This is a genomic window from Photobacterium damselae, from assembly GCF_003026815.1.
Classification (GTDB): domain Bacteria; phylum Pseudomonadota; class Gammaproteobacteria; order Enterobacterales; family Vibrionaceae; genus Photobacterium; species Photobacterium damselae.
In genome coordinates this window covers 1-26,274 of record NZ_PYOG01000022.1, presented here as the reverse complement: position 1 = coordinate 26,274, position 26,274 = coordinate 1, and the positions used below count along the sequence as shown (strand labels likewise).

The window sequence follows — 26,274 nt, the reverse complement described above, 5'->3', positions numbered from 1 at the left end:
CCGAAGACGCTGTTATATAGTTATCAAGATAACGATAAGAACCTAAAGACCAATGCCTGCTAAAGCCATAAGATCAACGCCACCAATTACTGTTTTGCCTGTATTAACATTAATATCATGTACTAAAATTCCGGTATCGTGTTGTGTATAGGCTTTACAAGTACCTTCAATAGTAATAGTTGGCTTTTCCCCCATTTTGACAGCCTCTTTTTTGATACCAGTAATAGGGCCATACATGGAATAGCTCTCAACATAAGGAATACCATCAGTACTTTTACCCTTTTCTACGACATTAATTTGAGCATTACCCATGGTGTATTGACCAAGGGAGCGAGATAAAACACCGTGCTCTCCTTTCACCTTAAGTGTCCAATTGAGCTTTTCTAAACCCACCGTGTCTTCTGAAGCAACAAATGCCCCTTCATTATTGGCCAGCTTGGATTTCACTTCTGGTGGAGTAAAATCAACAATTTCATTCATCAATGGCACAGATTCAACCTGTGCCGTAATACGCATACGAATACGATCAGCCATTTAATACTTCCTCTAACCAAGCAGCAATCAAACCATTATCAACACTCATTTCATAAATCATGTGCTCATTGGGTGAGTAACGACCATAGTTCACACAGAGGAACCAACGTCCCGCCGTGTAATTTTCCAAATTATTCTTACTTGGATGTAAAAATGCTTTAAAGACCGGAATGACTTTTTGTGCGACTAAATCCTGTCCCCAATTGGTTAAACGATCCACAACTTGCTGCATGAAGTCTTCTGTCAATTGCTTACCCAATAATGGTTGGCTTGTTTCTTCCAACTTACGAGCCATTAGATCTTCAAGACCAACATGAGAAATAAATCGACCTGTATTGGTACGATTACCAATGATGGAATAGCCCCCCATTCGAGTATGAGCGATCGTAGTCACCCCATGCTTATTTAAGAAGTTGGCCTGCGTCGTTTTATCGTTGATCTTATAAGAGACATTACGCGCAGTTTCATCACAGAGAACAGCTCGATTTTGTGGGCTTTCCCAACCCGCAACTGAAGCCATTGCCGCAACCAATGCAATAGATGCGGGCATTAAGACTTGTGCTCCGTCATAGGTTTTCATAAACCAAGGGTCAATAATGCACAACTTATCTTCACCTGTACCTTCAGCACCAAAACCTGAAGCAAATTCAGCGGCTGCCATATCATTGCTATTAGGTCCATCAAGTACTGGACGGCAGCGTACATCACGACCAATTAAAGCCAGCGCTTGACCTACCGCTTTCGAGTGGAAACCGGGAGCGGCAATCACTGTTGGGGTTTCTGGACACGCTTTAATGGTTTCAAGGCCACGAATTGCGCCTGTAGAAGAATCTACACCACCAATCACATTCGCCTCTGTAGCTGCACTATTGTCACCTACAGGAACCACGGTGACATATAAGATACATTTCACATATTCCAGTAAGTAACGCACCACATGAGGTAATGTTCCTTGACGATTACCTGTTGAATCTAACGCCATCATGGCGTCACTGTAATTCCATAATCGAGTAGGTTCATGATAAGCAACGGTACCGCGCTTATCTGGAGCCGTACCAACAAGATGTACAACCTGTTGAGCCAACGGGCCCATACTTGGTTGAGGCTCAATAGTATGAACTTCAACACCATTTAGTTCGAAATCTTGAATAGGAGTTAGTGAACTCATACCGCCTGTCCTTTTGTCTCTTTAGGTTGTGATTTAGGTAAATTAATCGCTTCACCAATCTTGCCATTCATTAAAAGGAAGGCTGTTTGGGATGGATGTAAGGCGATGGTTTTCTCTTCTGGTAAATACCAACGGCCATTTAAACGAAAGGGCTGCAAGATCGGATGATCTTGCAGCCCTGTTTTATTCAAGATTGCCATGTTGTTCCTTTATGATTCAGATTTTAGATACAAAAAAACCGCTAACTAAGAGCGGTTGTTATAACGTTGGCTTCGCTGGCCAGATGATATCATCGGGATTGTCGTAAGTTTGGGGGATGTCGCGTAGTGACTGACGATATTGACGAAACAATGCGCTATCCTCACCTTTATCATTTGCTATATTAACCATTTCATCAGCTTGTTTTAATAAAATGGCACGAGCATAACGAACATCCCCCCATTTAGATTGAACTATCATTTCCTCTGTTTGATAAACCGTCATTTTACACTCCTCTTATATAACTTAATGTTGGTATTTTTGTTTGATTACGCGCAGTTTTCACCTCGCATGCAACTGTTGCACTTGATGCTGTAACATGAAAACCTGATTTAAATATTCTAATATTTCCATGTTCAAAAATATTAGTTGTTACTAATTCCTCATGAGTAATAACACCTGTAAATGCTCTTAAACTCGATGAGATTAAATATTTATGATTACCGCGCAGCCAGAAAATAGCGCCAGCAACAAAACCGCCACCATTTAAATAATCAGCAATAAAACCATCCGTTTTAACCGCTATTGGCGTTTTTGTCGGATGATTGACGTGTCCCAATGCATCTAATACAAAAATATCAGGATATCCTCCCCATCCACTATTTTGTAAAATGAATTTAGCTGATAAACCGCCCGCCCATTCTCGATCAAAATGTACAGAGCGATTTATTTGTAAATCAGTCACACCAGGATGAGAAGCTGGGATATAAACAGGATAGAATTTATCATCATCACCAGAAACATGAACGTATATTCCAACACGAGTCATAAAACGATTATCAGCATCACCCAAAAATTGTTCAAATTTAGTTTTTGCCGCTACAACTTCCTTATCAATCTCCCCAATCTTATTATTAACTGCGCCAGTTAGATTCTCTGATGCTTGCACCAAAGAACTAATTTGTTGTTCTAAACCCATAAATTAATTTCCATTAATAGTGTTAGCGGCATCATTAAAAGAAGCCGCAAGTCGTGTAAAACCATCTGCAATTTCTTGCTCTAATGTTGAGATTTGCCCTGATGTGGCGTAATGATCGGGCGCGTTTCCACCAAATAAAGTGGCATCGGCTGCTTTTCCCCGTTTTGTTAAGAACTGAGCATCTGCAGCTGTAATGGTATAAACCTCGCTGGCATTGGCTTTCTTAGCCAGCTCTGCACTCATTGTGGCAGCAAAGTTAGGATCATTACCTAACGCTTTGGCCAGCTCTTCGAATGTATCGAGCACATCAGGCGCGACACCAATTAGCTGGTGGATACGCGCATCAATTTGTGCCGGTGTTAATGTCTCAACTTTATCGGCCTTATCATCTAAAGCAGGGATAGTCACTTGTAAGGTGACATTACCTGAGCCATCAAACGAAACTGAGCCTGCAGCATCTCGTCCTAAGGTAATGGTTCGAGCAACTTTAAGCTTATTGGCCGTAGATGCGTTCGCCCCTAAAGTCGACAAAGGATCATCAAGATAATTACGCAGATAAACTTCAGATTTATCGGCCTTTAACCGCAATTTACCATTAATGACACCCATGACATTATTTAGGGCTGCAATCATTTGGTCGATTTTATTCCCTAACACATGTCCTCCTAGGTTGATATGACACCAGCATGAAAGTTAAAACCGTTCGTCATATTCATGATCACCTCATCAAGTAGGCCCGACGTAATTTGAGTCTGTTTTAATGCCTTCTCTGATATGGCTTTAGCTTGAGCGGCGGCAGCTAATACCGACTCACTCACTGTTCCCACTGGCCCTTGTTGACCAATGGTGACCACTTCAATATTGGGCTTTACTTGCTCATGAATAATGGCGGTCGTTTGAGGCAATCGAACCGTAATAATTCGGTCGGTTTTAAGTGAAACTAAAACACGAGCCCCTGAACTAATCATCCACCGCCCCCTTAATCAATAAGGCAGGTCCTCGCAAAATACTGTAGGGATCACCACTTGGAAATGTTACCCGAACTTCATAATTGGCGTTTTCCCAAGCTTGAGGTTGTTGCCCTTGAGTCTGATCATGAGTGATTTGAATATCTAACTTATCGCTTTGCTGCTCACATTCAATAATGGATATATGGCCAGATTCTGTCGTACCACGAACCAAGACATCTCCAGCTATTGAGCGAATAACAAACACTGCTGTACATCCCGACAACTTTACATAAGGATTATCTTCATCTCCGGTCGTCCAATGAAGATCAAACCCAAATGTAGTACCTGCTACTATCTTAAGCAGTGGAGGTCCATCCATTGTGCATGCCATAAACGCTAACTCCGTTTTTCTAACTCATTAAACCGAAACAGCAATTCTAAATGACGCGCCATATTGCCTATTTGAGCAGTGGCCATGGTTGCCAACTCCTCACCGAGCAATAAATTTAAGTCGTTATTGCCTTCAATAAAGGTGATGCTGTCTGTCGGTAAAGGAGAAACATCAAGCGTAAACTTCTGTATCCAGCTGGCACTTGCCGATTTATAGGTCAACAGCTGATTAGGTCGAGAATAAACGGCTAATAAGGTGCCTGACTCTAAAAAGAATCCCACCTCTCGTACTTCATATTCCAAATTGCCCTTAAAAGCGGCTCCCATTCGTAATTGTGTTGGGCCAATCTCTTCCCAATCACTAATCAGCTCTCGTTGCCGTTCGCTGTATAGTGATTTTTGGTCTGGACTTGGTTGATAACTTCGATCACCAGCAGCTATCCATTTTAGTGCACCTTTGAGTCCTTGATTATTCGCACTAATGAGCTCAGCTAAGCCCGCTTTAGTAAACTGAACAACGCCTAACATGTTTTCATAGCTCCTAACGTTATATCGGTACACATCAGCATTTTCGTACCACCTCCAAAATAAATGCCCCCTTGGCAAAGCGCATCATTGGGCAATACTCCACAGACTGACATCTCGTTCTCGATGACATGCTCCACCGCCCCTGCCACTTGAGTGTCCAGAGCACAAACAGGAGAAGTCGGCATCAAACCCGTTACCGAGCTGTCTGTTTCCATAATCGCTCTCTCTTGCACTCCCGACACCGAAAAGCCGGAATCTAAACCAAAGGCGAAAATCAGATCCACACTGTCTCGCTCTGATTTAGTATTCTCAACTCGTTGCAACATTCGTTCGGTTGTTTTCTTATCAACTGGGCTGTTTCGCTTCCACGCCACAATCTCCAAATGATAAGGCCCGGGCGGAGATCTCATCTGATACCAAGGCGTTACTTCAATATCACAATCAAGTGCATCCATTGCCACAGCGAGACCATGTCGGGTCCCGGCTTTTCGATGTATTTCAAATGCTTTATCGGCAGTTTTCCGTTGTTGCTCTATCGTATCTTCTGGCCGCCAGTCTGTAACACCGCGCTCACCAGCTAATAGAGAAACAAAATCATTGGGGGTTAAAAGAGGTTGTTTAAGTTCAGGGAATGGATCTTTTTGTTTGGCAATTACTTGATGCCAAGCGTATTCCAAAGACTCTTCAATTAACGTTCTGTTTTCCGGCTGTACGGAGATAAAATGGTCAATCTCCTCGGACATGGATAATCACCTCCGTACAGTAAGGTGCTTCATCCCACTGACAAATGATATCTTGAGCCGGTTCATGTACTTTTGCTCGTTTGGCACCTAATTGATAAAAGATATGAGCCACCTCTTCTCTATCAATAATGCCTTTTAATTGATGCCGTTTATGTGCCAAATCCCACGCTACTTGTTCAGCTTTTGACTGCTCAACATGAGATCCAGGATCGGAGCCGGTATAGACTGTCACCTCAATTCGGTAGTCTTTGGCAATGGCACTTTTGGTTGTGATTTCATCCGACTCTTGGCCAATATCATCCCGTTGCAGATAATGGCGAACCCGAGTTAACAACGCTTCATCTGCTATACCCCGAGGATTTTCACGGCTTAGCACGGCCACACACACTTTGCCGCTATTGGGCTCTAACATCTGAGGCATAGCATCTTTAACAGGCATAGGCCGAGTTAAATCTTGAAACTCATAGCGCATCACCACCGCGTTATCTTCTGACTCAATTTTTATCAACGGCCTTTCATCTAGTGTTAAAGCGTGAAACTTATACCCCATTCGAGTGCCTGTGGTGTGGAACTGATAAGGGGCTAAATCAAAACGTTGCAATAGGCTTTGGTCAGATTCCATAACAGGTGGTTTAGGTGGAAATACCAAATCATTTCCCGCCTCTAATACCTGCCTTTTAAGGCCGTATTGTAAGGCTAGTAAATCCACCATATCCGATTCAGTTACAAACTTACGAAACATCTGCAGAGATTGATGATTCTGCTCTCGAATTTCAGCAATTCGTTTAATGATGAACGCCTGTACCATCTGAGCCAACAATTCAGAATCATTGGTCATGGCCTCATTAAGCACTTTAGCCTTATCAGCATCACCTTTAGCGCAATAGCTCACTGCAAATTGGATGTATTCATTGAGTAACGACTCAAATTCAGGAACCACAAAGGCTTTAGGTAAACTCATAACCCCACCTTCAATTCAATATCTTTACCTTGCCAACGCCCTTTTACCGATACTAAAAATCCAGTGCCATAAGGTGTGGCTAGACACTGTTTAGCTTTAAATTTCAGTAACCCATTAGCGGGGTTAGCTAACGCTTCTAACGATAAATTCTGAATGATCATCGCTTCAGTTGGATTTTGCATTTTACCCAGTCGATTAATGGCCCGATTTCCCATCTGACGACGTTTCACTCTTGCCGTGATTTGTGTGGTTAATGCCCGTTCAAAACGACAATTTAGCGCTTGAATTCCTGTAACGGTTTTACCTGTTCTTGGATCGATAGCAATCATTGTTTCTGTTCCGTATTTCCCGTATTAGGCTCTCCATGAGGATGAACGTGGCTGTTATAGATTTCACGGTCATCTCTCATACTGCGAACCCCATCAGAAACCTCGCCCGACACGCTCAAATTACCCTCTTGCACAATATCGGCTTTAAGCAGTACACCACCGGGATAGGCAACCTTTAAACTACCCTTATCAAGATCATAGAGCTCAGTCATACCGTTACCATAATCAGTCATCACTTGGTTCTCTTCTGTGGTAGGACATGGGTATTGTGTCGAAGGTAACCCCATTAGAGCGACCGAGTTATTAAGATTATCGCCACTACCAAGGTTAATCAGAATGCATTGTTCTCCGGCACTGGGTCGGCGGTAGTGCGTCACTCGACCTGCGCAATGAACAAAAAATGGAATACGTGTAGCCTTATTATCACCACTGACCACATCCACCGTTTTTTCTGAAGCACTATCAACAATGCCGAGCCGAATAATGTTGCAAGAAGAGCGGCGGTTCTCTTCCGTTTCTTCTCGTAAAGCCACCATCTCTTTTTCTAACGAACGTATCCGTTCAACGAGCTGTCGCAGCATAATCTTGTGTTCCTATAATTTCATGCCAATGATCCTCCAATGGCCCCATGTAGATTTGCTGTTTAATGGTGACTACACGCAAAAACACGCCTGTCTCAGGGTTAAATCGACGAGGCAAATTTGATATCAAACGGTTTTCTTCTAAGTTATGGGCACTATCAAAGAACTGGCTGAATAGCTCCCGTTCTACACGGCAGGATAAATCCAACGCTACCATATCGAAATTAGCCTGAATGGTTGGGACCTCAATAAGAAAGCGCAACTCAATATCGTGAATCTTACGGCCATCATTGCTTGTGTGGTTAACCGACTGACATTCACCGCATTGATAACGAATGGTTGGTGCAGTAATTTCAAGAGATTCGCGTTGATACGCCGTTTCAATTTCGCCAATGCCTAATTGCAGCTCTAACCGCTTAAGCACCATTAAAACCCACTCACTTGGAGCCCGAAAGAATGTAGTTGAATTCACGATGAAAGAACTCCTCAAATTTTCGGTTCAAATCAGGAAGGTATGAATCTATGATTTCTTCAGATTCTTGTGAAATATCTAAAGTGACCATTTGAATGGATTTGCGAGCCTTATTCTGACGTCGAAACACTAACAACTTATCACTGTCCATCGGAGCGATAAAAGCATGAGGAAAGAAGTGTCCCGCCACTTTTACCCCAGAGTCTGTTTGAACAGGTGAACCTAATCGATGAACACCAATTTTTCTAACACCAACCCACAGCTTTGATGTTGCCCCACTTTTGTAAACCCGAAAACGTGTGGCCATTGCCTTACTATCAATAGTTAACTCATAACCTAAGTCGGCCATCGATACTGCCCGTAACCATTGATTAGTTTTAACTAACGATCGTTTAGCTGCTTTCGATAATTCATCTGGTAAATGACTTAATCGTTCAAGAAAACGGGTATCTAGCACCATATTAGAATTCAGAGAAGTCATGCTTAATCCCTGCTTGGGTGAGATTGAGGATATACACATTTTGAATTTGGCTATCTCGTTGTCCTTTGCCCTGCTCCGGAGAGGACAACGATAAGCTATAGCGTTTTCCCTCTAGCATGATGGTTGATAACGTTGGTAAACAGCTAACGGTCAACAGTCGTTTTACCTGATGACCATCAACCGATTGCGTCTTAATGTAGCCACGAATAGCTTTTGGCTGGCCATCAGATGTCATAACAACTAAATCACGCCCAAAACAACGTTGAATCGATAGCTCAATCAACGCTTTTGCATCATCAAAAGAGGTTTTCATCATTGATCACCCCGAAACGGAGAAACCCATTAACAGCACGCCGTTATCAATAAAGACACCAACAGGAACTGTTACCGCACCATCACCTACAGGCAATGTTTTGGTAAACTCACCATCATGAAAATAAGCATCTTCTCCGGTAAATGTTGGTGAATCACCAGCCTTAATCGGACCATCAAACAAACCACGGTAAGTACAGCTAACCACTTGACCTTCTTTGGCTGAATAGTTGGGAACCACAATCAAAGAGCCATACTTTGCTGGAACATCCTTAATAAACCCACCTATTGGCGCAGTTAAATCAATTTTATTACCATCTGCAATGCGCATAAGTACCTTCTATTTAGATATAAAAAAAGGATGCCTGAGCACCCTTATCATTAATGATATGTATTACTTGTTAGCAAATAGCGCCTGAGCAATGCCTCGACGGTCAATAACTTTTGACGCAACATCGTAAGTAATTCGGAATTTTGCACCGTCGCTACTCCAACCATCCCCAGTCTCTAACCAAGGGTCTTGAGCGCTATCAAGGAAGGCCATCACAACAGAATCAAAATCTTTACCCGTTAAACCAATTGCACCGTTAACCTCACTCAGACGGGCAGTCTCTACCACCTTTTGGAACTTCTTATACGCTGGATTAAAGGAATCAGGCTTACTGGCTGTATTTAGTACAGCTTCAAGGAAAGAAGCATGATCAGGGTTTGCCAATAAAATCTCACCACGAAGATCTAGCGCATCCCCTTCAGAGGTTTGGGTCGTAGCAAAAGATTTATGCAGAGCCATCACTAAAGCCTGATAGTCAGCAGCAGGAATATCATTGACTAGATTGCCCCATTTGTTGGCAGTTCCAGCCTGAAAAACACCTTTACCATCGCCCATTTTTCCACTCAGAATAGCGTTAAACATTAACTTATCTGATAAACGGTAAGCGGCCTGCATGAATTTACGTGGAATTTTGGCAATTAGTGCAATCTCATCATTGATGATGGCTTGACGAGTGAACGCAATTTCACGGCCAAAGCTACCCAGTTGGATTTTCTCACCACTACCTTTAATGGTTGCCGATTTGTATTCACCATCTTCAGAGATGGCCATAAGATCAGGTGCATCGTTAATTAAGATAAGATCGGTTTCTTTGAAGTTGGGTAAATCTTCGGTATTGGCCAATTCTCGCCACAATGGAGAACGCACCTCTGCTTCATCTCGCATCACAGTTCGTACACTTTCGGTAATGATGTCGCTAAAATCCCCACTGTTAAAAGCACGGGCGACCAACTCATTTTTGGTACTGCAGTATTTCGCGTCTTTACCCACTGAAATCTCAGCCATATCAAGCAAGGTTTTAAGTCGATATGGATTATCTTTTTCTATTTTAGCGGTTCCACAACGGGCATTAAGTGCGTTTTGCAGTGTATCTTTGGTAATGTTTCCGTTACCAACATGAATATGACTATTCGTTAAGCCAGCGTCTGATGCCGTATTTGGATCATCTTGGCCCTTGAGTGAGAGATTACCGAGATACTGCAAAATCTTGATAGAAGCATCATCAGTACTGCAATTTAAATCATTGAGCATTTCATCTCGTAATGTATTTTTTACTTTATGAGCGGCACATAACGCACGAATAGCAGATTGACGCTCATTTTCTTTTTTTACTGCATTGATTAATGCATCATCGTTTGGTTTTGGCATAGGTTCACTTTCAATTGGATTGGTTGGTGTTGGTGAAGAAAGCTGAGCCAACAAATCAGCGGGCGTATGTTTGAACGCTTTATTCTGTAGCTCTTGGGATGAAACCGTTTTTAAACAGTTCGATAAATCAACCGCATCGATGACTTGATCGATTAAACCAAACTCTAAGGCTTGGCTTGCGGTAAACCATGTTTCTTTTGCCATGGCCTCTAAAACATCATCAAGCGATTGGCCACTTCGCTCGACATAAGCCTCTGCAATGGTCTGCTTAGCATTTTTAAGCTGAGTTAATGCGCTTTCTAATTCATCCTCGCCACCCCAAGCACCAATAGCGGGGTCATGAATCATTAATTTCGCATTTTCTGGCATATGGACTTCATCACACGCCATCAAGAAATAACTAGAAATAGAAGCAACTAACCCATCAACAATACCCACTGTTTTACCTTTGTGGGCTTTAATGGCGTTATACATGGCCAACCCTTCATAAACCGAGCCGCCATAGCTCTGAATACGAAAATGGACATCTTGAGAGCCTATCGATTGCAATGCCTTAATCAAATCGATGGCAGCAATCTCATAACTACCAATATCACCATGGATCCAAACCTTTACTGGCTGATCATCCCCTTGATTGGTTAAGGTAAACCAGGATTTATTCTTTTTGGCCATCAGAAGCCTCTTTGGTTGAATGTTGTATTTTGGATTGAAGATTATGTGCAGGATCTGCCGTACTGACGATGTCATCATCATTCATCGCTTGGCGCTCAGACTTAATCTCTCGGCGTACAGCAACCGGGTTGTAATTTCGCTCACGTTGGAAATGACTAAGCGACTGCAAACCAAGGCGAGTCCCCTTTTCAATGCCTGTCATCTCTTTTGCGGGATCAATCCATGGCATTACTGGCGCCTGATAGATGGCATTTAGAATGGAATTTGGATCCACACCCTTTGGAACAGTTAACACCTTAGATAAGATGGCCATCTGCAATGCCATTCGATATTGAGGTCGAGTCCAACTGGTTACGAACTTACGCTGCAAAATACGATAGCGAGCAAACGAGTCGATAAGTTCTTGCCGTTGGGCTGAGTAAGACCCGGTATAATGTCGGGTTACGCTCGAACAGTTCACCCCTGAACCTGATGCGGCCAATCTCATTTGAGCATCACGAAAAGGACTGCTCATAGACTCTTGTCGACGACTTTCGACAATGCCCGCATCCTCACCGGGAGCGAGTTCAAAACTATTACCCATCCCAAGAAAGATATCGCCACCACGATCAAAATCATCATCTCCATTGGAGGTCGAATCTCGTTTAATAAAGTAGGCAAAACGACTGGCTATTTGCGCACTTATCCGCTCGGATTGGTCGTAATCTTCAATATCGGAAATCAAATCCAATACTGAATGGAGCAAAGTTACCCCTCGGTTTTGATGAAAACGGCGAGTAAACTTCAAATGAGCAATAAAACTCGCTGACACTTCAGAAAAAGCAAAGCCATGTTGATCACGTTGGATGAGAATTGAAATCATCTGCCCTAGACGATTGCGCCGAATACCCTCAAAAACCCCACGCTCAGGCTCATTAATATGAAAGGGAATATAATCTGGCTCAAAGGGTTGAACTCCAAATGGTGTTTCAGATGGATATTCAAGCTCGATGTTCTCTCCCATGTAGTACCGAGCAAACACCTCACCATCACGAAGCCAAGTTCGGCAAGCTAACCACTCAGTTTCAGCACGGGATAACTCACCATCGATGTTCTGAGTTAAAGAAAACACTTCAAACCACTCACTGATTTTCCGTGCAAATTCAGTATGAACGTTACCATTCATATCCAGTGGTTGTGGTTCAATCATAATGCCATTTGGCCCCACCACGTTGGCACACAGCTCATCTAAGATAGCGGTAACATAAGGCGTGTTTTCATCCATATGCCGAGCACGTTCTCTTAATGATTTAGCATCTCGATTGACTTGATTGGCTAGACCCGTTGAGCGGGGATTACGTTTTTTGGAATGAGGATTAGCAGGAAGTGCCGCTTGATATTTATTGACCAATGTCCGATTGTACAACCGCTTTGCACCCGCTTTAGGGCTCAAATAACAAATAATGCGGTCGGCAAAATTCAATCTACTCAAGGCGATTTCTCCGTATCATGCTACGGCGTCCACCCAACTGCCCACGGCTTATTAATGCTTGCAGCCGTTCAATCTCTCTGCGAACGGTGGCTAAACTGGCGAATGTCAGCTTTTCACCTTCTGCCGTTTCAACGGCTTGTTGCATTAAAATCTTACGTTCGGCATCAAGATACCACTGCAAACGTTCACGATGGTTTATCATCCAAATATTCCTCTAGAGTGGTTATATCGACGACGAACTTGACGTTCAAACTTTGGCGACTGGTCGGCATCTACCACATTGCTATTGAGTTGCCATTCCTCAGCCCATATTGGCGGGTTATTCCAATTAATATCGTCACCGCCTTTGTAATACATCCCAGCTTCGGCATAAGCGCACAAGTCAAACGATTCATTACGAGCGCCATCTGGTTTTTGCCAATGACCATACTCATCAATAAACTCGACTGTCAGCTCATCAAACCAAACCCGTTCGGCCCAACCGGGTAGATGGAAGAAACGAGCACCAAATTCCAAACGAGAAAAGCTGGCCGCCACTCGATTTTTTAATCGGTTGGTGTGCAACTGCAACAACGGGATTTCACCGTTAGCTAACTTACTTCGTTTATCGGGATAGGTTTCTTTTACCAAATCTTCAATGTCTCGACTTGCGCCTTTAACCAAACGGAATAAATGCGACAAGCCCAAACTTTTTAATCGGTTATAAAACTGATAGGCATGATCGGTAACTGACGAGGTTTTCTGTCGGCCTTTTTTCTTTTCACCCGAACCACCGGAATCACAAAGCGTTAATACTGGCTTCATCATTCGTCCAGAACCATCGGCTAAGGGATAGGTTTTCTTAATAACTTCATCGATAAGAAGGTCCCAATCTTCGGCGTAAATCATCGGATTTATGCGATCATTGTTACGATTGGGGTTAGTCAGTATCTCAAAGCGATCAATAACCCAACGTTGCAATCCTTCACCAAAGACTTGAGCTTGCACCACAAAACGAGGGTTTTGCTTTCCACCTTGAACATCAATGGTCATTATCAAGAAACGACCTCCGAATGGGATAATTGACCGTTCATAATCTGCCGCTCGTGCCATCAATTGATGAGCCCCTATCTCTTGACCACGAGACTGCATGATATAAGGTCGTCCCATACGAACATTCATAAAGGCTTTTAGAGACTCTTCATCCCCACTATCTTGATAAATAACTTGAGCATTGAGATAGCGATACACTAAGTTTTCCCAACTGGCGTATGCAGCTATGACCCCTTCAAACCAGAACGTTGCCCATTTACTGGTTCTTATCGCTGCGGTTTCTGTGACAACGTAACCATAACAATCTATTTCGCCTTCACGAAACCAACGCCCCTCCATATTCATTTGTTGTTTCTGTGATTCAAAATGACGATGGCCACAACGGGGACATTCCATCCATGTTTGTTTTGAAGCTACTAATGGATCGGCATTCTCTTCCCACTTAAGCGTTTCGAAAGAGGGTTGGAAATAAGCACAACAATCCATACATAGCCAATAAAAGCGGCGACGATCACCTTGGTTATACAACTCCATAATGCCACCACAAGGCTGAGCTTCATGAGGTGCTAACTCTTCTTCACGCTTGGGATTCCGTACTACACGACCGGGAGAAGATTCTGCCATGACCATACCCGATGATTTGGCGTTTTGAACACGCATAAGCATCAGTTCAAATTTCGAACCCTCTTGACCCACGGCATCATCTGCACGGTCATAGTCGGTAGCCCCTGCATAACGATAAGTTGAGGCTGATAAACTGGTCTCGGTTGCTGAGTCCAGTTTGAGGTTCATGCCATTTTTAAATTTCTTTGAGGTGATATTGTCATCAGACTTTCGCCCCGTTCGAAGCTTGGCAATGGCAGAAGTAGCATTAAACGAGCGTTCTAAATCGACTTTGGACATATCAGAGGCTTTCGTTTTGGTGCTATAGATAAGCAGCATATCCCCCGGAGCTTGAGTGACGGCATAATTAATCCAGCCTTCAACTAAAGCTTTGGTTTTTCCAGAACGAGCCGGACCACACACAATCACAGCCTCATAAATACGTCGAGACAAACAATTTAATGGCTCTCTCATATAAGGAACTTGAGAAGATAAGAACTTAGTAACGTCCGTACCATCAGAGATCCACAATCCCTCATCGGCGGCCTCTACTGGTGTTTTATCTGTTGGTGCACAGAGATAAGCCAACTTACGGCGAATTTCTTTCGCATCAGCAAACTCAAGTCCTAAACGACTATCAAATTGTTTCAAGCTCATCAGATATCGCCTTTAAGTCAAAATTTAACAAGGTTTCAAGATCTTCAAGCTGCTGAGGTGTGGCTGAAGGAATTGCCGACTCAATACGAGTAATAACCTTATCTTTAAAGCCTTTTACGCTGGCAATGCAGATAGCAATCTCGTTTTCATAATCTTCTTTTAAAACACTGCCGCCTGCATCGCGCATTAAACTGAGTTTCTCGCGCTCACTTTGTACATAAGCTCGAAGCTCAGCGGCCGTTGGAAACCCCATTAAGTCGGGTGCATCCGATTCTTTCCGAGGCTGTTTACAAAGGTAAGGTGCCACTTGAACAACATCATACAGTGGCGTATTTCCCTTAAACGCAACAGGAGCAACCCCTGCCGCTTTCAAATTTTTTCTAATTGTCGAACGGTGCTTACCAAACTGTTCTAGCTCGGTCGTATTCCAAAACCGTTTCTCATTATTCATGGCATCCTCTTTATTGGCTTAAGTTCCCTCCTATCTGACTCGATTGAGTACATTGATTTGGTTCGTTATAACAACGACGTAAGTTTTCTATTTGCTCGGAGCAAAGAGAAAAATAGTGGAGCCATACAGGATCACGTTTAGCCGCTTCTCCCCATGTTTGGGGTGGCTTATGAAAAGGTTGCCGGCACGACACTAAATACGCTGCCGGTGGTTTGATATATTCAGTTTTGTACTGAGTGATCACCTGTGGCGGTGTCGTAGTACATCCAATGAGCAGCGTTAGGGATAGGTAAATCGGCACATTCTTCATGGGAAATGTCCTTTTCAATCTGTTGTTTCGCTTGCTCTGCTCGTTGTTGCCAAACTTGGCGAGCTTGTTCAGCCTGCTTAGCTGCCTGTTGCTCTTGCAAAGCCTGCTGTTCTAGCTGCGTAATAGTTTGCTGTAGCGATTGATTAGCGGAGATCAACTTAGTTTGCTGAATGCGATTAGACAAAAGCTCAGCACTCACCTTTTCCAATTGGTGCGTCACTCGATTTTGCTTTATCACTAACAACGAAGTTATGGCCACCACTCCCACAAGACCTATTAACTTAATGCTGTGAGTACCCATATAAGCAGACCTCTTTTTCAGCTAGTCGTCGAGTCACAATGCCAGAGCAATGATTACCGTCTATACGACAATCTTTACCATTAACATAAACCCAACGGGGGAACTCATAACACGCTGCATCCAACTGACCAGCCTTTAATTTCTTAAGATACGTTGAGCTGCGAAAATTACCTGCACCCAGATTAAACACAAATGACACAGCCATATCGTATTTAGGGCCTGCGGGTAAGGTCACCTCGCGGTTTACGACCTTTTCTGCAGCAGCAATATCTTCAATAAACCAATCAGCAATTTGTTCTGTATTTGCGCTATCACCTTCCTTTACATTTTTTGTGTGGCCTAGCCCGGCAGTCCAACGATCGGCACTGCACTGATAGGCCACAGAAGAACACCCTTCCAGATTGCTAATGAATGCCAATCCGTCTGGGCTTGTTTTCAAATGATGATCCGTACCTGCGACAACAGCCAGAACACTAGCAACGACACAGGTAATGGCACCACTAGTTGTCTTCCATTTGCTCATAAATCTTTTTAACCTCTGGATGGTTTTGGAGGGCTTTGAGTGTGCGGCGGCGGTAAAGCCAGTTGATAAAAGCAGTAAATATCGTGGCTGAAATAGAGATCAACACCCCTATTTCATTGATGGACAGTCCAGAAGCTAAGCCGGTTACACCCGCCCAGAGGTAGGCAAACCAACTAATCATTTTCTCTCTCATAGGCGAATTTCAGATACAAAAAAACCGCCGGTAATGGCGGTTATGGAGATTCATAGAGTGCTAAAACGACAAAACCCCACCGAGTAGGTGAGGTTCTGCAATATGAGAATTAGACGGTATTTTAAAAAAAAAGTCAATACAGATCATAATTTCGCTTTAAATCTAAAATATCAGAATGAAAACAAGATGCATATATTATATATTATGTAAACCTTGTTTTTTCTTTTGAAACAAGTAGATAGATTAACGAGAAACAACGATGCATATAGTTACTGATATCAATTTAAAACCTAATTTTGCACAAGCAGACAAACAAGATGAAGATGCCGGTGCTTTAACATTTGCTAAATATTGGTACCAATACAATTGGGCTTTGTTACATCTATTCAATCAAATGCCTAATTTTAATAATTGTTCTATTACAATGGAAACTCATGAAGATGTAATGTTTATTTCAAATATCGATTATAACGAGACTAAAATAGATTTATTTCAAGTCAAGGAGCGTTCAAAATCAGGAAATATAACATCTAATGTTATTTGTAGAGGATCAAAAGATAAACCTGCGATAATATCAAAAATAATTAAGAACATCACAAAGGAAAGATTAGTAAAACGGTTGAATTCTATAGCTCTTGTATCATCTACTGATTATTCATTTAAATTAAAAAATGAAGATGATAAAATATCATCATATCATTCAGTAAATTTCAATCATTTATCTGATGAGGTTAAAAATGAAATAAAAAAGGCTGTACTTCGTGATTTAGATATTTCAGAAATACCAAACTTCCTTTATTTTATAAGAGGAATGCAAACAACATCTAAAGATGAAAGTACATTATTAATCATAGGGATAATTGCTAAATATATCGATAGTATAGATCCTAATTCATCATCAAAACCAAAGTTAATCTATGATGCAATAACAACTGAATTACTGAAAATTGGATGCAGTACATTAAAATATAATAATTGGGATGACTTTGTTAAAAATAAAACCATTACAAAAAAGCAAATAGAAAAAATTATACAAAGAAGAACAACAAGAGAAGGATTTACTGATTTTGAATCAGTTTGGATAAAAATCACAAATGAAATGAGTAATGATGCTAACTATGCAAAACTCCCAATAAAATCCAAATCAAAAATGAAGAAAAAAGTAAGAGAATATTATGGATTAAAAATGACTCAAACGAATTTGATGTTTGACTCTTTTAGCGAAAAAGTCAATGAACTATTCGAATTAAGCTCTAAAGAAGATTTATATGAAATTATTATCGATATAAAATCCAATCTATTAAAAGATGAAAAATATAGTGATATCTTTAATGAGGAATTACTAGAACCCGCAATATTGTTAGAAATAAGTGAAAACATATGAATAAACAATATAAATTACTTATTAGAAACCTTAGAGAACGAAAGCATGAAAAAAATAGTATTTCAACAATTATCGCTAATATCAGATTTAGAAAAGTCAGCAAACATATTTCAGTTCTCTCAGAAAAAGAATTTGATTCTAGGTTCAAAGAATAATGTTGGAAAAACATGTTTAAGCACATCTATATTTTGGGCTTTAGGTATAGATCTTAAACAACCTAAGTCATGGAAAGATTTAGGTGTTAGAACCGTAATTAAATTTACTGTTGGGTGTGATACCTATCATATATCAAGAAAAGAAAAATCATTTGTAATACACTACCCTAATTACAATAAATCTTATTTTGATTCACTAAAAAGCTTTAGTATTGCATTTGCAAATATTATAAACTTTAAAGCATGTATAAAAGAAAAATCTGCTTCATCACCAACGGTACCCTATACCGCGATTCAACTTATTTGCTCTTATATTCATCAAGATACAGGATGGTCTGAATTATTTAAATCATTCAACCTTTATTATTATCATAAAAATGAAATATCAAAAGCTATTGATTATTTTGTTGGGCTAAAACCAGATGAGTACTTTAAACCTCAACTAGAAGAGCTACCTATAACAAGAGAAATAACCAAATTAACACAAAAAATAGACAATATATCCTTCACTAAAGAAGCTATATCTGTTTTTAACAAAGATAATACAGAACTATTTAATCCATTTGAAAACTATAAACATATAAAAGAAAACAAACAACTTAATGCTCTATTATATAATGAAACTGAAATAAAAGAATTATTACTAATACAAAAAAAAGAACGCTTTGCTCTTAAAGAAGAAATTAAAATAATTGAATCTGCCTGTACTGAACTTTTTAAAGACTACCAATTTGCCACAAATAATATTGAAGACCAGATCATTCAATGTCCAACTTGTGGAACAGAGCATGAAAATAATGTTGTAGCTCGTTTCAATATTATTGATGACAGAGATAAATTGATCACTTGTAAAACAAACGCATTAAATCAACTTTATATATTAAATGAGGAGATCGATAACAATAAACGTCGATTAAATTTAATTAAAAATGAAATATTAATGTTTGAACGTTTTCATAACTTACCTTCATTAATTGAAGATAAACTATTAAATGATAATATAAACATTTTTGACAATGCAATTAAGCTCACATTTGACAAGATAATAGCATCATCAAAGTTAGAAATAGACACATTAAAAACAAAAAAAGAATCAATCAAAAAATTTTCAAATAATAAAGAACAAAAAGAAAGGTATAAAAATATTGTTAATGAGTTTAATGATAAATTATTAACAAATTTCAAAAAACTAAATATAGAAGACGCCCAAGTCCTATATGACAAAAAAATAATATACTCCTTTGATGTAAGTGGTAGTGATATATCTCGCTCTATACTTTCTTATTATAAAACCCTAAATGATATGATGAAAGAACATTGTAGTGTTTATTCACTTCCTTTTGTTATTGATACACCATACCAACAAGAACAAGATAATATAAATATTGATTATATAAATAATTTTCTCAATGACTGGGACGAACAACAACTACTAATATTTGGTGTTAACAATAAAAACTACCAATCACTTATTGACAATAAAGACAGTAATGTAATTATGTTGACTAACAAAAAATCTTTATTATCTGTAGACATGTATAATAAAATAACGCAAGAGTTCAACATCTATTTTTAATGTATATAGAGTGTATCAAACATATTGATACACTCTATTTCTACATTGATTTTTCTATAGCTATTTTATTTTTCATTGAAAAAACAGCTATTATTCTACTATCTATTAACCACTCAACTAAAACATTCAAAACAACCAAATAACGTTTAAACCGGTTGTACGTCACAGGTAATGTTCTAGCAAAATAAGCAAAACGAGTTTCCTGCGTCCACTCTATTCGTCCATCTTTACAACACTGGCATTTACGCTTGTGATTACACTTAGAAAGCACAACAGCACTACCATTACACTCAGGACAAATCTGCCCTTGCTGCTGAGTCGCTTCAGCAATGGCTGTTGCACACAGAGCTTTGATGGCCTTTTCTGGATATACTCCCCGCCAATCTTCCATTAAACGAAGTGCTTCCCCCATGGTTGCGATTTGAAGCTGCTTAAGAGCATTAACATCTCGAAGCCCCTCAACAAACAGTAATAACCAACCTACAGGTGATTCATGCCAACATAGGCCCACAACAGCCAATTGTTCTTCAGCAGAAAGTAATGGGTTCCCTCCCCCAGTACTCGGACCATAGTTGATCCCTTTAATATCAAATTTGCTTAACAGTGTTTCGATCTTCATGCTTGGTGCATTCCCTTATTAGTTCGGTAGCTAGTCCAATTAAATGTCACCCATTTGCCATCTTCCATAATTCGGTCAACAGCTGCTCGGCCTAATGTGTTGGTTAACTCAGCACTCTGAAGATTCGTAATCACCCCTGTTGGTTTTTCTAAGGTATAACGTTCATCAATGATGCGATTAATCATCACACGCTCGTTGTTGCTATTGTGCTGAACGCCCAATTCATCAATCACTAGCAAATCAACTTGGCTTAAGAAACGGATGATATCTGTTTCACTTACATCAGATTCTTTACGGTAAGAATCGCGGATTTTTAACATCAACTCAGCTACGGTGATCACCACAACGGATCGTCGTAGCTGAAGCATTTCATTCGCAATAGCACATGCCAGATGGTTTTTTCCTGTTCCTGATGTCCCGGCGAAAATAAAACCACCACAAGTTCTGCGATTAACAAAGTTATCGAGTAACCGCTTTGCTTCTGCGAAAGCACTGCGTTGACCTTCGCAATGGGTATAATAATTATCGAATCGGCAGTTTTGGTGACGCTTTTTAATTCCAGAACGACCAATGGCCATAGAGACTCGTGCTTGACGATTTTCTTGAGAAATACTCTGACAGTAACTCTCAGCCTCACGCTGTCGAATCGCTTGCATCTGCTCAAACGTGTATGGTTTGACATTGGCAGGCATTGCTTGTGCTAAACGTTGCATGAAGTTCATCGATAATCCTCCGGTGGGCCATAATCGCCGTTACTGGCACCCATTTTGTTCACTGCTGATGATTGTTTTACCATTCGCTCTGTTGCCCACTGGTTGGCGTTGCGCATTCCGCTTCGCCATGCAGCGGTCCAATCTTGGTAACACTGCCCTCTGGCTAACATGGCATCCATCCACTGGTTTGTTGCTGCCTGGATATTTAAACTAAAACCTTGAACTGAGTACCAAGCTTGCATCGCTTCGGTCAGGCAGAAATCTTCTGGCAAGGTTGTTTTTGGTTTTCGCTTAGCTCGTGTTTTTTTCGTTGGTGGTTCAACAGGCTCTAGATTCTGATCGTTCAAAATATCAAGCTGATGTTCCTCGCAAGGGACTATAGGGTTATTGATCTGTTTTATCGGATCTGTATTGAGTCTGTATATGGATTCGGGAAGGTTACCGAATCCTAGGTTTCGGTGAGATCCCCGAATGGATTCGGTAATTTCACCGTTTCCATTCGGTAAATTTACCGAATCGGAATTGTCTTCAGGAAAAATAAGATCCATCAGCTTTTCTTCATCAAATCGATAAAAAATAGTCGGTACACCCTCTGCTTTTTTGCGGGTAGTACCAAGGCTCTCACCTAGGCGTGTTTTCAATTTTTTCAATGTATAACGGATTTGGTCTACGCTAAGGCATAGCTCTTCAGCAAGCTGCTCATGGCGCTTATAAAACCATCCATCGTTCTTAGATGAAGCACAACCAGACCAAAACACTAATTGCGATAAGACAGCGGCTTGGTTTAAGTCGCCACTACAAAAGCGAATGTAAACACGCGGAATACTGATGTTCGCTTCATTACCAGAAAGCTCTCTGATAGCCTGAAATAACCTAGCCATGAAGACTCTTCCTTACTGCATGTAATTTACGATTAAATACCTGAATGGCTTGCTGACGAGAAATTTCGATATATCGAGTGGATGTGGTCAGCATCCAACGAGACTCCCCGTTTATACTTTGATATTTAAGACTCATTGCACGAGATCCTTACACTGTTTTTCGAGTGATTAAGGTTTCCAAATAGCTCAGTAACGGTTTATGACTCCCCTCACTTTCTTGTACTTCTTTGTAGGCTGAACGTAACTGTTCTAAAGTTGCGTTCTCGGGCAATAACAACAAAGACGACAAAGCCTCTGATGATTCTTTATTGAACATAGCTAACAGATGATCCCTGTTAGATGTCTGTTCTCCATTGCCAATAGTTGCAACAGAAAATCCAAGTGGGTTAAGAAAAGTATTGAGAGCATCACAAGCACGTTGTTTCGGCATTGCCGCAATTACTGCAGGCAAAAGATCCATCATGGTTGCTTTGGCCTCGATGCTTGTACGTTCTAAATAGCGAAAAAAGTTTTGCTGATTATTTTTGTCATCAGCACCCACAGGTTTTAAAAGTAATTTACGTTGAGCATCAACTTCATACTGAAGGCTCATTTTGTGGTAATGACGAGAGACATGCTGAGTAATAAAATCTTTACTCACTTCGGTGCGCCATCCTTCAACAGCGTTACGCATAACGCTTTTTAAGCTCTGAATTGACATTAGAGTTTTCCTTTACTGTACAAATAACCAGAAAGCGAACATTCACCTATAATTAAGATGGTTCGTTATTATTGTTTGGATTTGGAAATACCTGTTCTAAGGTACAATTTGCACCTAATTCATTGAGTGCATTAACAATCATCCAACAGGTTTGGATATCAGGACGTCGCCTTGATGCTTCAAAATTAGCGATTCTGGATGGAACGCTATTAATCTTTCCAGCCAATGCAGACTGCGAAATACTTAATGATTTTCGTAGAGATGCGATTCTATTCATTTAAGCTCCTTGGTTGGAACTTAAGATACACAATTCGTGAATTAACATCAACCAAATATACACGATTAGTGTGTATAAAAGTTCACAATTCGTGATAAATTATATAAATGGATAAGAAAACAGAAGTAGGGCTGCGTCTAAAGCAGTTCCGGGCCAAACGAGGCATTAGTCAAAAAGATTTAGCTGACCTTTGTGGTTGGGGAGCGTCGCGTGTCAGTAACTATGAATCTGGAATCAGAAGTATAAGTTTAGATGATGCAGATACACTAGCTAAGCATTTAGGTATTAAAGCCTATCAGATACTGTTTGATGATAGTGAGTTACCTGAACTAATGAATATATCTACTATTGACATACAACCTAGCTATCAAAATTCATTTCCTGTTTTAAGCTCAGTGCAGGCTGGTATATGGACGGAAGCTTGTGAGCCATACCCAGTAGAAACTATTACTGAATGGTACCAAACCACTGAACGAACAAGTAAAAATAGTTTTTGGTTAAGAGTTCATGGCGATTCTATGACATCACCAACGGGAATAAGTTTCCCAGAGGGAACTCTCGTATTAGTTGATACAGAGAGAGCAGCCGAAAATGGCTCACTTGTTGCCGCTAAACTAACTGATGTAAATGAAGCTACGTTTAAAAAACTTATGATTGATGCAGGTCAACGTTATCTAAAGCCTCTTAATCCTCAATATCCAACGTTACCAATTAACGGTAACTGTAGGATTATTGGAGTGATTGTGGACGCTAAATTAAGACTATTCTAACTAGCACTTCTCAAATTCTAAAAACCGCCAACTATCATGGCGGTTTTTTTATACCCCACCCTCAAAATTCACAAATTGTGTTGACACAACAAACACGAAACGTGTAGCATCTAATTACACAAAACGTGAATCTAAGGTATTTGATGAACACTATTTATCAAACAAGGTACGGGTTAGTTGATGTATCAAAATCAAATGACCCCCTACTATCAGATTACAAAGTTATGACCTTGATCCCTAACCCTAAAAATGGTTGGGGTATTTCAAAATATTGCCCTCTCGATATGGAAATTACTCAAAAAATTGCTGAAGAATTTGCTGCTGAAGTCATCACTTTTATTTCTTAAGGATGAACGTAATGAGATTAATCAATGACGCTGTATTACTCGTAAAAATAAAAGAAACGTTAATTCAACCCACTGCATGGGTAGTAAAACGTAAAAGTGATATGGAGGAAGTTCTACTCAATCCAAGAGATCCTCGATTTGGACATTATGAAGAGCGAGATATCTCACAGTTAAGTGAGCTAATCAAAGATGGATATATGGTGACATTCGATGATTTTGTAATAACGGACATCAAACTTTTGTGAAATGAGCCAGGGCTGACCACCCGGATTTTTAGGAAGGATTATTAATGTGTAATGAATTAACCGCTTTCTTCGTCACAATCATGAATGACTTGGATGATCGAGAAAAGATGTATGAAAAACACCTACTGAGAAAGCCTGAACATGAGGAAAAGACACGCATTCAACTTGCACTTGTAGAAAACATAAAAGAACTGACATTGAACCGCGCTAGGCAATATGGGATTACCGTTTCAGACGATCGTAAATATTTTGAACAATACCAGCAATAACATACGAAAAAAGAAAACCCATCAGGTGACCAAACCCAATGGGGTATCTCGTGCAATGAGCCCTAGCTTTTAAACACTAAGGATCCTCTTTAGGATAACGTAGGACTGACCATCCCGCAACTAATTGATTCAAAACATAACTTCAGTAAAGGTATTTTGTGCAATGAGTAATAAGGAAAAAATACGGCAACAAGCGGCTAAACGCGCTCAACGTTTGAGAGACCGCCGAGCTGCTCAGGGGATTACGCTCTATCCTCTTCCGTTGAGTACCACTGAAGCAAGCCAATTAAATGAAATTTGCGCTTTTTTCTCTTATCCAAATAAGCCTTGTAAAAATACTGAGGCATTACAGTTAATGATTCATCGCGTACATACCGAAATGGCGCAGATTAAAGAATCACTAGGAACTTGCCAATATTGTGGTGAGCAACTTCCCGAAGGATGCGCCAAATTAAAATCTGGGGGCTTATTTAAAGGTGACGCTCGATGTTGGCATACCATAAATCGAGTTCGTCTTTCTAATTTTGTTAATAAAACATATGAATAAGGAATCTAACATGTTCGATTACAACAGCTACCCTACTGTAAACATGTCTTATACCACAGAAAACAGCTTAAATGTGACACCGTCACACTATAAAAATAAACAAGAAAGCCAACAACCTGATTCACCGCCACCAGCAAAAACTTATGCTGAACTTAATGAGCAATCAACACATCTTTTAATTAGTCACGTTGAAGTCTTAGAGATGTTTCAGATTACCAGTCGAGCAACTATTTATAAGTGGCGACAAAAACGAGGCTTCCCTGAACCAATTACACTCATGCCCTTGCGTTGGTTACGTTCTGCTGTTGAAGAATGGAAAGATAATACCAGTCGGTTTGGGAAACGTTTTTAGATGCAAAGCGATCTTGATGAGAGATCGCTTTGTTTTTTTAGTAATCACGGTCAGGGATAAATTATGGCGAGTATTAACTACGAACATTCACTCGATGAAAAAATCTTAGTTGTTTATGAACACGATTCCTTCGATGATATTCAAAAGTCTTTATTAACGTGGGGGTGCAATAAATATATAAATTGCACATTCAAAGTCTATTTTAATAACTACAGTCATGAGCTAACTCATATTGGATTTGTGCAACTCATTTATAACGACACTGATGCTAAATATATCATTCAGCACTTCACTGCTGATCATAAAGAACTATCCACTCAATCGGACGCGGTTAATTCTTATCAAGACCGATGCAGATTAAAATTTTCAAACGCTCCAAGCATGCGTATATCATGAACCAATCACTTATACCCTTGTCGGTTACGGTTCTAATTTGAATAATAAAAATATAATGCCAATTGGTTTAGTCGCAAGGCAATCTTGGGAAGAGATCGCTTTGTTGGAGCCACCATATAACCTAATAATTAGACAAACTAAGTTAGATTTTATGCTCTTTCGGGAGTTTCAGATAAGGGAAAGCATAACAAGCTCCTAATGTTCTACTTTTACTAACATTGCCACTACACACTGATGCTCTAACATGCAAAAAAGATTAAGCGTTGCTATATAGCCTTTATATTTAACGGAAAGTAACTTAAATAAATATCGCTCACAAATCGTAAGAGAGATTGGTTTATTTAGTTGAACCCGACGACTGAATTAAATGTACTTTTATGTAGTGGTACATTAAATTTGGCCACCTACTCAGAGGTGATATCATCACCTCTTAACATGAATAGGTGACATCATGACAAAACGAACAAGACGATTATTTAGTGCTGAATTTAAATTAGAAGCGGCA

General features: G+C 40.2%; 40 protein-coding genes. 8 read left to right on the top strand and 32 right to left on the bottom strand.

Annotated elements, in window-relative coordinates:
• Positions 1 to 42: 42 nt before the first annotated feature.
• From CTN07_RS16445 to CTN07_RS16320, 26 genes are all read right to left on the bottom strand, one after another.
• Positions 43 to 534, bottom strand: coding sequence for a phage major tail tube protein (locus CTN07_RS16445; protein ID WP_005299311.1), 492 nt, complete (start codon positions 532 to 534; stop codon positions 43 to 45).
• Positions 527 to 1,702, bottom strand: a complete 1,176-nt coding sequence (locus CTN07_RS16440) for a phage tail sheath protein (protein WP_005299309.1) — start codon at positions 1,700 to 1,702, stop codon at positions 527 to 529. The genes CTN07_RS16445 and CTN07_RS16440 overlap by 8 nt, the downstream gene beginning before the upstream one ends.
• The gene (locus tag CTN07_RS16435) at positions 1,699 to 1,902 is read right to left on the bottom strand and encodes a hypothetical protein (RefSeq protein ID WP_036763831.1); all 204 of its coding nucleotides are present in this window, start codon (positions 1,900 to 1,902) and stop codon (positions 1,699 to 1,701) included. The genes CTN07_RS16440 and CTN07_RS16435 overlap by 4 nt, the downstream gene beginning before the upstream one ends.
• Positions 1,903 to 1,960: 58 nt before the next feature.
• Positions 1,961 to 2,185 (bottom strand): phage tail assembly chaperone, encoded by a 225-nt coding sequence (locus tag CTN07_RS16430; protein WP_036763829.1) that lies wholly within the window; start codon positions 2,183 to 2,185, stop codon positions 1,961 to 1,963.
• Between the two features lies 1 nt (position 2,186).
• The gene (locus CTN07_RS16425) at positions 2,187 to 2,879 is read right to left on the bottom strand and encodes a hypothetical protein (RefSeq protein WP_005299306.1); all 693 of its coding nucleotides are present in this window, start codon (positions 2,877 to 2,879) and stop codon (positions 2,187 to 2,189) included.
• 3 nt (positions 2,880 to 2,882) lie between these two features.
• Complete coding sequence (locus tag CTN07_RS16420) at positions 2,883 to 3,536, bottom strand: hypothetical protein (RefSeq protein WP_005299304.1); 654 nt, start codon at positions 3,534 to 3,536, stop codon at positions 2,883 to 2,885.
• 8 nt (positions 3,537 to 3,544) lie between these two features.
• Positions 3,545 to 3,847: a hypothetical protein gene (locus CTN07_RS16415; RefSeq protein ID WP_050787758.1), complete on the bottom strand. Its 303-nt coding sequence runs from the start codon at positions 3,845 to 3,847 to the stop codon at positions 3,545 to 3,547.
• Positions 3,840 to 4,220 carry a hypothetical protein gene (locus CTN07_RS16410; protein WP_146154891.1) on the bottom strand — a complete coding sequence of 127 codons (381 nt, stop codon included), beginning with the start codon at positions 4,218 to 4,220 and terminating at the stop codon, positions 3,840 to 3,842. The genes CTN07_RS16415 and CTN07_RS16410 overlap by 8 nt, the downstream gene beginning before the upstream one ends.
• 5 nt (positions 4,221 to 4,225) lie before the next feature.
• Positions 4,226 to 4,747 carry a hypothetical protein gene (locus CTN07_RS16405; protein ID WP_036763824.1) on the bottom strand — a complete coding sequence of 174 codons (522 nt, stop codon included), beginning with the start codon at positions 4,745 to 4,747 and terminating at the stop codon, positions 4,226 to 4,228.
• Complete coding sequence (locus CTN07_RS16400; protein WP_005299297.1) at positions 4,741 to 5,490, bottom strand: phage tail protein I; 750 nt, start codon at positions 5,488 to 5,490, stop codon at positions 4,741 to 4,743. The genes CTN07_RS16405 and CTN07_RS16400 overlap by 7 nt, the downstream gene beginning before the upstream one ends.
• On the bottom strand, positions 5,474 to 6,451 hold the full coding sequence (locus tag CTN07_RS16395) for a baseplate J/gp47 family protein (protein ID WP_005299293.1): 978 nt from the start codon (positions 6,449 to 6,451) through the stop codon (positions 5,474 to 5,476). Before CTN07_RS16395 ends, CTN07_RS16400 begins: the two co-directional genes overlap by 17 nt.
• The gene (locus CTN07_RS16390; RefSeq protein ID WP_036763821.1) at positions 6,448 to 6,780 is read right to left on the bottom strand and encodes a hypothetical protein; all 333 of its coding nucleotides are present in this window, start codon (positions 6,778 to 6,780) and stop codon (positions 6,448 to 6,450) included. Before CTN07_RS16390 ends, CTN07_RS16395 begins: the two co-directional genes overlap by 4 nt.
• Entirely contained in the window at positions 6,777 to 7,361 is a 585-nt protein-coding gene (locus CTN07_RS16385) for a phage baseplate assembly protein V (protein WP_005299290.1), read from the bottom strand. The genes CTN07_RS16390 and CTN07_RS16385 overlap by 4 nt, the downstream gene beginning before the upstream one ends.
• Entirely contained in the window at positions 7,342 to 7,833 is a 492-nt protein-coding gene (locus tag CTN07_RS16380; RefSeq protein WP_050787757.1) for a hypothetical protein, read from the bottom strand. The genes CTN07_RS16385 and CTN07_RS16380 overlap by 20 nt, the downstream gene beginning before the upstream one ends.
• Entirely contained in the window at positions 7,799 to 8,314 is a 516-nt protein-coding gene (locus tag CTN07_RS16375) for a hypothetical protein (RefSeq protein WP_005299286.1), read from the bottom strand. Before CTN07_RS16375 ends, CTN07_RS16380 begins: the two co-directional genes overlap by 35 nt.
• Complete coding sequence (locus tag CTN07_RS16370) at positions 8,295 to 8,630, bottom strand: hypothetical protein (protein WP_146154890.1); 336 nt, start codon at positions 8,628 to 8,630, stop codon at positions 8,295 to 8,297. The genes CTN07_RS16375 and CTN07_RS16370 overlap by 20 nt, the downstream gene beginning before the upstream one ends.
• 3 nt (positions 8,631 to 8,633) lie before the next feature.
• On the bottom strand, positions 8,634 to 8,957 hold the full coding sequence (locus CTN07_RS16365) for a hypothetical protein (protein WP_036763814.1): 324 nt from the start codon (positions 8,955 to 8,957) through the stop codon (positions 8,634 to 8,636).
• A gap of 63 nt (positions 8,958 to 9,020) precedes the next feature.
• Positions 9,021 to 10,997, bottom strand: a complete 1,977-nt coding sequence (locus CTN07_RS16360; protein ID WP_005299283.1) for a ClpP-like prohead protease/major capsid protein fusion protein — start codon at positions 10,995 to 10,997, stop codon at positions 9,021 to 9,023.
• On the bottom strand, positions 10,981 to 12,468 hold the full coding sequence (locus tag CTN07_RS16355; protein ID WP_005299279.1) for a phage portal protein: 1,488 nt from the start codon (positions 12,466 to 12,468) through the stop codon (positions 10,981 to 10,983). Before CTN07_RS16355 ends, CTN07_RS16360 begins: the two co-directional genes overlap by 17 nt.
• Complete coding sequence (locus CTN07_RS16350) at positions 12,461 to 12,670, bottom strand: hypothetical protein (protein ID WP_036763812.1); 210 nt, start codon at positions 12,668 to 12,670, stop codon at positions 12,461 to 12,463. The genes CTN07_RS16355 and CTN07_RS16350 overlap by 8 nt, the downstream gene beginning before the upstream one ends.
• A complete protein-coding gene (locus CTN07_RS16345; RefSeq protein ID WP_005299277.1) occupies positions 12,667 to 14,760 on the bottom strand; it encodes a terminase gpA endonuclease subunit in 2,094 nt (697 codons plus the stop codon). The genes CTN07_RS16350 and CTN07_RS16345 overlap by 4 nt, the downstream gene beginning before the upstream one ends.
• Positions 14,741 to 15,211, bottom strand: a complete 471-nt coding sequence (locus tag CTN07_RS16340; protein ID WP_036763809.1) for a DUF1441 family protein — start codon at positions 15,209 to 15,211, stop codon at positions 14,741 to 14,743. The genes CTN07_RS16345 and CTN07_RS16340 overlap by 20 nt, the downstream gene beginning before the upstream one ends.
• A gap of 10 nt (positions 15,212 to 15,221) precedes the next feature.
• Entirely contained in the window at positions 15,222 to 15,521 is a 300-nt protein-coding gene (gene lysC / locus CTN07_RS23390) for an Rz1-like lysis system protein LysC (RefSeq protein WP_146752076.1), read from the bottom strand.
• Positions 15,433 to 15,822, bottom strand: a complete 390-nt coding sequence (locus tag CTN07_RS16330) for a hypothetical protein (RefSeq protein WP_036763807.1) — start codon at positions 15,820 to 15,822, stop codon at positions 15,433 to 15,435. The genes lysC and CTN07_RS16330 overlap by 89 nt, the downstream gene beginning before the upstream one ends.
• Positions 15,803 to 16,345 carry a lysozyme gene (locus CTN07_RS16325; RefSeq protein ID WP_005299266.1) on the bottom strand — a complete coding sequence of 181 codons (543 nt, stop codon included), beginning with the start codon at positions 16,343 to 16,345 and terminating at the stop codon, positions 15,803 to 15,805. The genes CTN07_RS16330 and CTN07_RS16325 overlap by 20 nt, the downstream gene beginning before the upstream one ends.
• Positions 16,323 to 16,526 carry an HP1 family phage holin gene (locus CTN07_RS16320; protein WP_036763805.1) on the bottom strand — a complete coding sequence of 68 codons (204 nt, stop codon included), beginning with the start codon at positions 16,524 to 16,526 and terminating at the stop codon, positions 16,323 to 16,325. Before CTN07_RS16320 ends, CTN07_RS16325 begins: the two co-directional genes overlap by 23 nt.
• Positions 16,527 to 16,797: 271 nt before the next feature.
• Here CTN07_RS16320 and CTN07_RS16315 point away from each other — a divergent pair, with 271 nt between their 5' ends.
• Both CTN07_RS16315 and CTN07_RS16310 read left to right on the top strand, forming a co-directional pair.
• On the top strand, positions 16,798 to 17,922 hold the full coding sequence (locus tag CTN07_RS16315) for a dsDNA nuclease domain-containing protein (protein WP_005299263.1): 1,125 nt from the start codon (positions 16,798 to 16,800) through the stop codon (positions 17,920 to 17,922).
• A gap of 45 nt (positions 17,923 to 17,967) precedes the next feature.
• Complete coding sequence (locus CTN07_RS16310) at positions 17,968 to 19,653, top strand: hypothetical protein (protein WP_005299260.1); 1,686 nt, start codon at positions 17,968 to 17,970, stop codon at positions 19,651 to 19,653.
• A gap of 40 nt (positions 19,654 to 19,693) precedes the next feature.
• Here CTN07_RS16310 and CTN07_RS16305 read toward each other — a convergent pair whose 3' ends face one another.
• From CTN07_RS16305 to CTN07_RS16285, 6 genes are read right to left on the bottom strand one after another with little or no spacing between them, the layout of a single operon-like run.
• Positions 19,694 to 20,272: a hypothetical protein gene (locus CTN07_RS16305; protein WP_005299257.1), complete on the bottom strand. Its 579-nt coding sequence runs from the start codon at positions 20,270 to 20,272 to the stop codon at positions 19,694 to 19,696.
• Positions 20,269 to 20,994 carry an ATP-binding protein gene (locus CTN07_RS16300; RefSeq protein WP_005299255.1) on the bottom strand — a complete coding sequence of 242 codons (726 nt, stop codon included), beginning with the start codon at positions 20,992 to 20,994 and terminating at the stop codon, positions 20,269 to 20,271. The genes CTN07_RS16305 and CTN07_RS16300 overlap by 4 nt, the downstream gene beginning before the upstream one ends.
• Complete coding sequence (locus CTN07_RS16295) at positions 20,991 to 21,866, bottom strand: hypothetical protein (protein WP_005299253.1); 876 nt, start codon at positions 21,864 to 21,866, stop codon at positions 20,991 to 20,993. Before CTN07_RS16295 ends, CTN07_RS16300 begins: the two co-directional genes overlap by 4 nt.
• Complete coding sequence (locus CTN07_RS22825) at positions 21,859 to 22,002, bottom strand: hypothetical protein (RefSeq protein WP_157132361.1); 144 nt, start codon at positions 22,000 to 22,002, stop codon at positions 21,859 to 21,861. The genes CTN07_RS16295 and CTN07_RS22825 overlap by 8 nt, the downstream gene beginning before the upstream one ends.
• Positions 22,003 to 22,014: 12 nt before the next feature.
• Positions 22,015 to 22,566 (bottom strand): toxin YdaT family protein, encoded by a 552-nt coding sequence (locus tag CTN07_RS16290; RefSeq protein WP_036763801.1) that lies wholly within the window; start codon positions 22,564 to 22,566, stop codon positions 22,015 to 22,017.
• A 52-nt stretch (positions 22,567 to 22,618) separates the two neighbouring features.
• Positions 22,619 to 22,843 carry a helix-turn-helix domain-containing protein gene (locus CTN07_RS16285; RefSeq protein ID WP_036763798.1) on the bottom strand — a complete coding sequence of 75 codons (225 nt, stop codon included), beginning with the start codon at positions 22,841 to 22,843 and terminating at the stop codon, positions 22,619 to 22,621.
• A gap of 107 nt (positions 22,844 to 22,950) precedes the next feature.
• On the opposite strand from CTN07_RS16285, the gene CTN07_RS16280 reads away from it, so the two are divergent.
• The 6 genes from CTN07_RS16280 (at position 22,951) to CTN07_RS16255 (ending at position 25,373) form a co-directional block, all read left to right on the top strand.
• Positions 22,951 to 23,613, top strand: a complete 663-nt coding sequence (locus tag CTN07_RS16280) for a LexA family protein (protein WP_005299248.1) — start codon at positions 22,951 to 22,953, stop codon at positions 23,611 to 23,613.
• Between the two features lie 143 nt (positions 23,614 to 23,756).
• The gene (locus CTN07_RS16275; RefSeq protein ID WP_036763796.1) at positions 23,757 to 23,960 is read left to right on the top strand and encodes a hypothetical protein; all 204 of its coding nucleotides are present in this window, start codon (positions 23,757 to 23,759) and stop codon (positions 23,958 to 23,960) included.
• A gap of 11 nt (positions 23,961 to 23,971) precedes the next feature.
• Positions 23,972 to 24,205: a hypothetical protein gene (locus CTN07_RS16270; RefSeq protein WP_036763792.1), complete on the top strand. Its 234-nt coding sequence runs from the start codon at positions 23,972 to 23,974 to the stop codon at positions 24,203 to 24,205.
• Positions 24,206 to 24,249: 44 nt separating this feature from the next.
• Positions 24,250 to 24,474, top strand: coding sequence for a hypothetical protein (locus CTN07_RS16265; protein ID WP_036763791.1), 225 nt, complete (start codon positions 24,250 to 24,252; stop codon positions 24,472 to 24,474).
• A gap of 163 nt (positions 24,475 to 24,637) precedes the next feature.
• A complete protein-coding gene (locus tag CTN07_RS16260) occupies positions 24,638 to 25,021 on the top strand; it encodes a hypothetical protein (RefSeq protein WP_036763789.1) in 384 nt (127 codons plus the stop codon).
• A 10-nt stretch (positions 25,022 to 25,031) separates the two neighbouring features.
• Positions 25,032 to 25,373: a helix-turn-helix transcriptional regulator gene (locus tag CTN07_RS16255; RefSeq protein ID WP_050787756.1), complete on the top strand. Its 342-nt coding sequence runs from the start codon at positions 25,032 to 25,034 to the stop codon at positions 25,371 to 25,373.
• The last annotated feature ends 901 nt before the right edge of the window (positions 25,374 to 26,274 follow it).

Bases quoted from the DNA above. Each gene is read 5' to 3' on its own strand.
- CTN07_RS16445 (WP_005299311.1), bottom strand. From the start codon at position 534: ATGGCTGATCGTATTCGTATGCGTATTACGGCACAGGTTGAATCTGTG.
- CTN07_RS16440 (WP_005299309.1), bottom strand. From the start codon at position 1,702: ATGAGTTCACTAACTCCTATTCAAGATTTCGAACTAAATGGTGTTGAA.
- CTN07_RS16435 (WP_036763831.1), bottom strand. From the start codon at position 1,902: ATGGCAATCTTGAATAAAACAGGGCTGCAAGATCATCCGATCTTGCAG.
- CTN07_RS16430 (WP_036763829.1), bottom strand. From the start codon at position 2,185: ATGACGGTTTATCAAACAGAGGAAATGATAGTTCAATCTAAATGGGGG.
- CTN07_RS16425 (WP_005299306.1), bottom strand. From the start codon at position 2,879: ATGGGTTTAGAACAACAAATTAGTTCTTTGGTGCAAGCATCAGAGAAT.
- CTN07_RS16415 (WP_050787758.1), bottom strand. From the start codon at position 3,847: ATGATTAGTTCAGGGGCTCGTGTTTTAGTTTCACTTAAAACCGACCGA.
- CTN07_RS16410 (WP_146154891.1), bottom strand. From the start codon at position 4,220: ATGGCATGCACAATGGATGGACCTCCACTGCTTAAGATAGTAGCAGGT.
- CTN07_RS16405 (WP_036763824.1), bottom strand. From the start codon at position 4,747: ATGTTAGGCGTTGTTCAGTTTACTAAAGCGGGCTTAGCTGAGCTCATT.
- CTN07_RS16400 (WP_005299297.1), bottom strand. From the start codon at position 5,490: ATGTCCGAGGAGATTGACCATTTTATCTCCGTACAGCCGGAAAACAGA.
- CTN07_RS16395 (WP_005299293.1), bottom strand. From the start codon at position 6,451: ATGAGTTTACCTAAAGCCTTTGTGGTTCCTGAATTTGAGTCGTTACTC.
- CTN07_RS16390 (WP_036763821.1), bottom strand. From the start codon at position 6,780: ATGATTGCTATCGATCCAAGAACAGGTAAAACCGTTACAGGAATTCAA.
- CTN07_RS16385 (WP_005299290.1), bottom strand. From the start codon at position 7,361: ATGCTGCGACAGCTCGTTGAACGGATACGTTCGTTAGAAAAAGAGATG.
- CTN07_RS16375 (WP_005299286.1), bottom strand. From the start codon at position 8,314: ATGACTTCTCTGAATTCTAATATGGTGCTAGATACCCGTTTTCTTGAA.
- CTN07_RS16370 (WP_146154890.1), bottom strand. From the start codon at position 8,630: ATGATGAAAACCTCTTTTGATGATGCAAAAGCGTTGATTGAGCTATCG.
- CTN07_RS16365 (WP_036763814.1), bottom strand. From the start codon at position 8,957: ATGCGCATTGCAGATGGTAATAAAATTGATTTAACTGCGCCAATAGGT.
- CTN07_RS16360 (WP_005299283.1), bottom strand. From the start codon at position 10,997: ATGGCCAAAAAGAATAAATCCTGGTTTACCTTAACCAATCAAGGGGAT.
- CTN07_RS16350 (WP_036763812.1), bottom strand. From the start codon at position 12,670: ATGATAAACCATCGTGAACGTTTGCAGTGGTATCTTGATGCCGAACGT.
- CTN07_RS16345 (WP_005299277.1), bottom strand. From the start codon at position 14,760: ATGAGCTTGAAACAATTTGATAGTCGTTTAGGACTTGAGTTTGCTGAT.
- CTN07_RS16340 (WP_036763809.1), bottom strand. From the start codon at position 15,211: ATGAATAATGAGAAACGGTTTTGGAATACGACCGAGCTAGAACAGTTT.
- lysC (WP_146752076.1), bottom strand. From the start codon at position 15,521: ATGAAGAATGTGCCGATTTACCTATCCCTAACGCTGCTCATTGGATGT.
- CTN07_RS16330 (WP_036763807.1), bottom strand. From the start codon at position 15,822: ATGGGTACTCACAGCATTAAGTTAATAGGTCTTGTGGGAGTGGTGGCC.
- CTN07_RS16325 (WP_005299266.1), bottom strand. From the start codon at position 16,345: ATGAGCAAATGGAAGACAACTAGTGGTGCCATTACCTGTGTCGTTGCT.
- CTN07_RS16320 (WP_036763805.1), bottom strand. From the start codon at position 16,526: ATGATTAGTTGGTTTGCCTACCTCTGGGCGGGTGTAACCGGCTTAGCT.
- CTN07_RS16315 (WP_005299263.1), top strand. From the start codon at position 16,798: ATGCATATAGTTACTGATATCAATTTAAAACCTAATTTTGCACAAGCA.
- CTN07_RS16310 (WP_005299260.1), top strand. From the start codon at position 17,968: ATGAAAAAAATAGTATTTCAACAATTATCGCTAATATCAGATTTAGAA.
- CTN07_RS16305 (WP_005299257.1), bottom strand. From the start codon at position 20,272: ATGAAGATCGAAACACTGTTAAGCAAATTTGATATTAAAGGGATCAAC.
- CTN07_RS16300 (WP_005299255.1), bottom strand. From the start codon at position 20,994: ATGAACTTCATGCAACGTTTAGCACAAGCAATGCCTGCCAATGTCAAA.
- CTN07_RS16295 (WP_005299253.1), bottom strand. From the start codon at position 21,866: ATGGCTAGGTTATTTCAGGCTATCAGAGAGCTTTCTGGTAATGAAGCG.
- CTN07_RS22825 (WP_157132361.1), bottom strand. From the start codon at position 22,002: ATGAGTCTTAAATATCAAAGTATAAACGGGGAGTCTCGTTGGATGCTG.
- CTN07_RS16290 (WP_036763801.1), bottom strand. From the start codon at position 22,566: ATGTCAATTCAGAGCTTAAAAAGCGTTATGCGTAACGCTGTTGAAGGA.
- CTN07_RS16285 (WP_036763798.1), bottom strand. From the start codon at position 22,843: ATGAATAGAATCGCATCTCTACGAAAATCATTAAGTATTTCGCAGTCT.
- CTN07_RS16280 (WP_005299248.1), top strand. From the start codon at position 22,951: ATGGATAAGAAAACAGAAGTAGGGCTGCGTCTAAAGCAGTTCCGGGCC.
- CTN07_RS16275 (WP_036763796.1), top strand. From the start codon at position 23,757: ATGAACACTATTTATCAAACAAGGTACGGGTTAGTTGATGTATCAAAA.
- CTN07_RS16270 (WP_036763792.1), top strand. From the start codon at position 23,972: ATGAGATTAATCAATGACGCTGTATTACTCGTAAAAATAAAAGAAACG.
- CTN07_RS16265 (WP_036763791.1), top strand. From the start codon at position 24,250: ATGTGTAATGAATTAACCGCTTTCTTCGTCACAATCATGAATGACTTG.
- CTN07_RS16260 (WP_036763789.1), top strand. From the start codon at position 24,638: ATGAGTAATAAGGAAAAAATACGGCAACAAGCGGCTAAACGCGCTCAA.
- CTN07_RS16255 (WP_050787756.1), top strand. From the start codon at position 25,032: ATGTTCGATTACAACAGCTACCCTACTGTAAACATGTCTTATACCACA.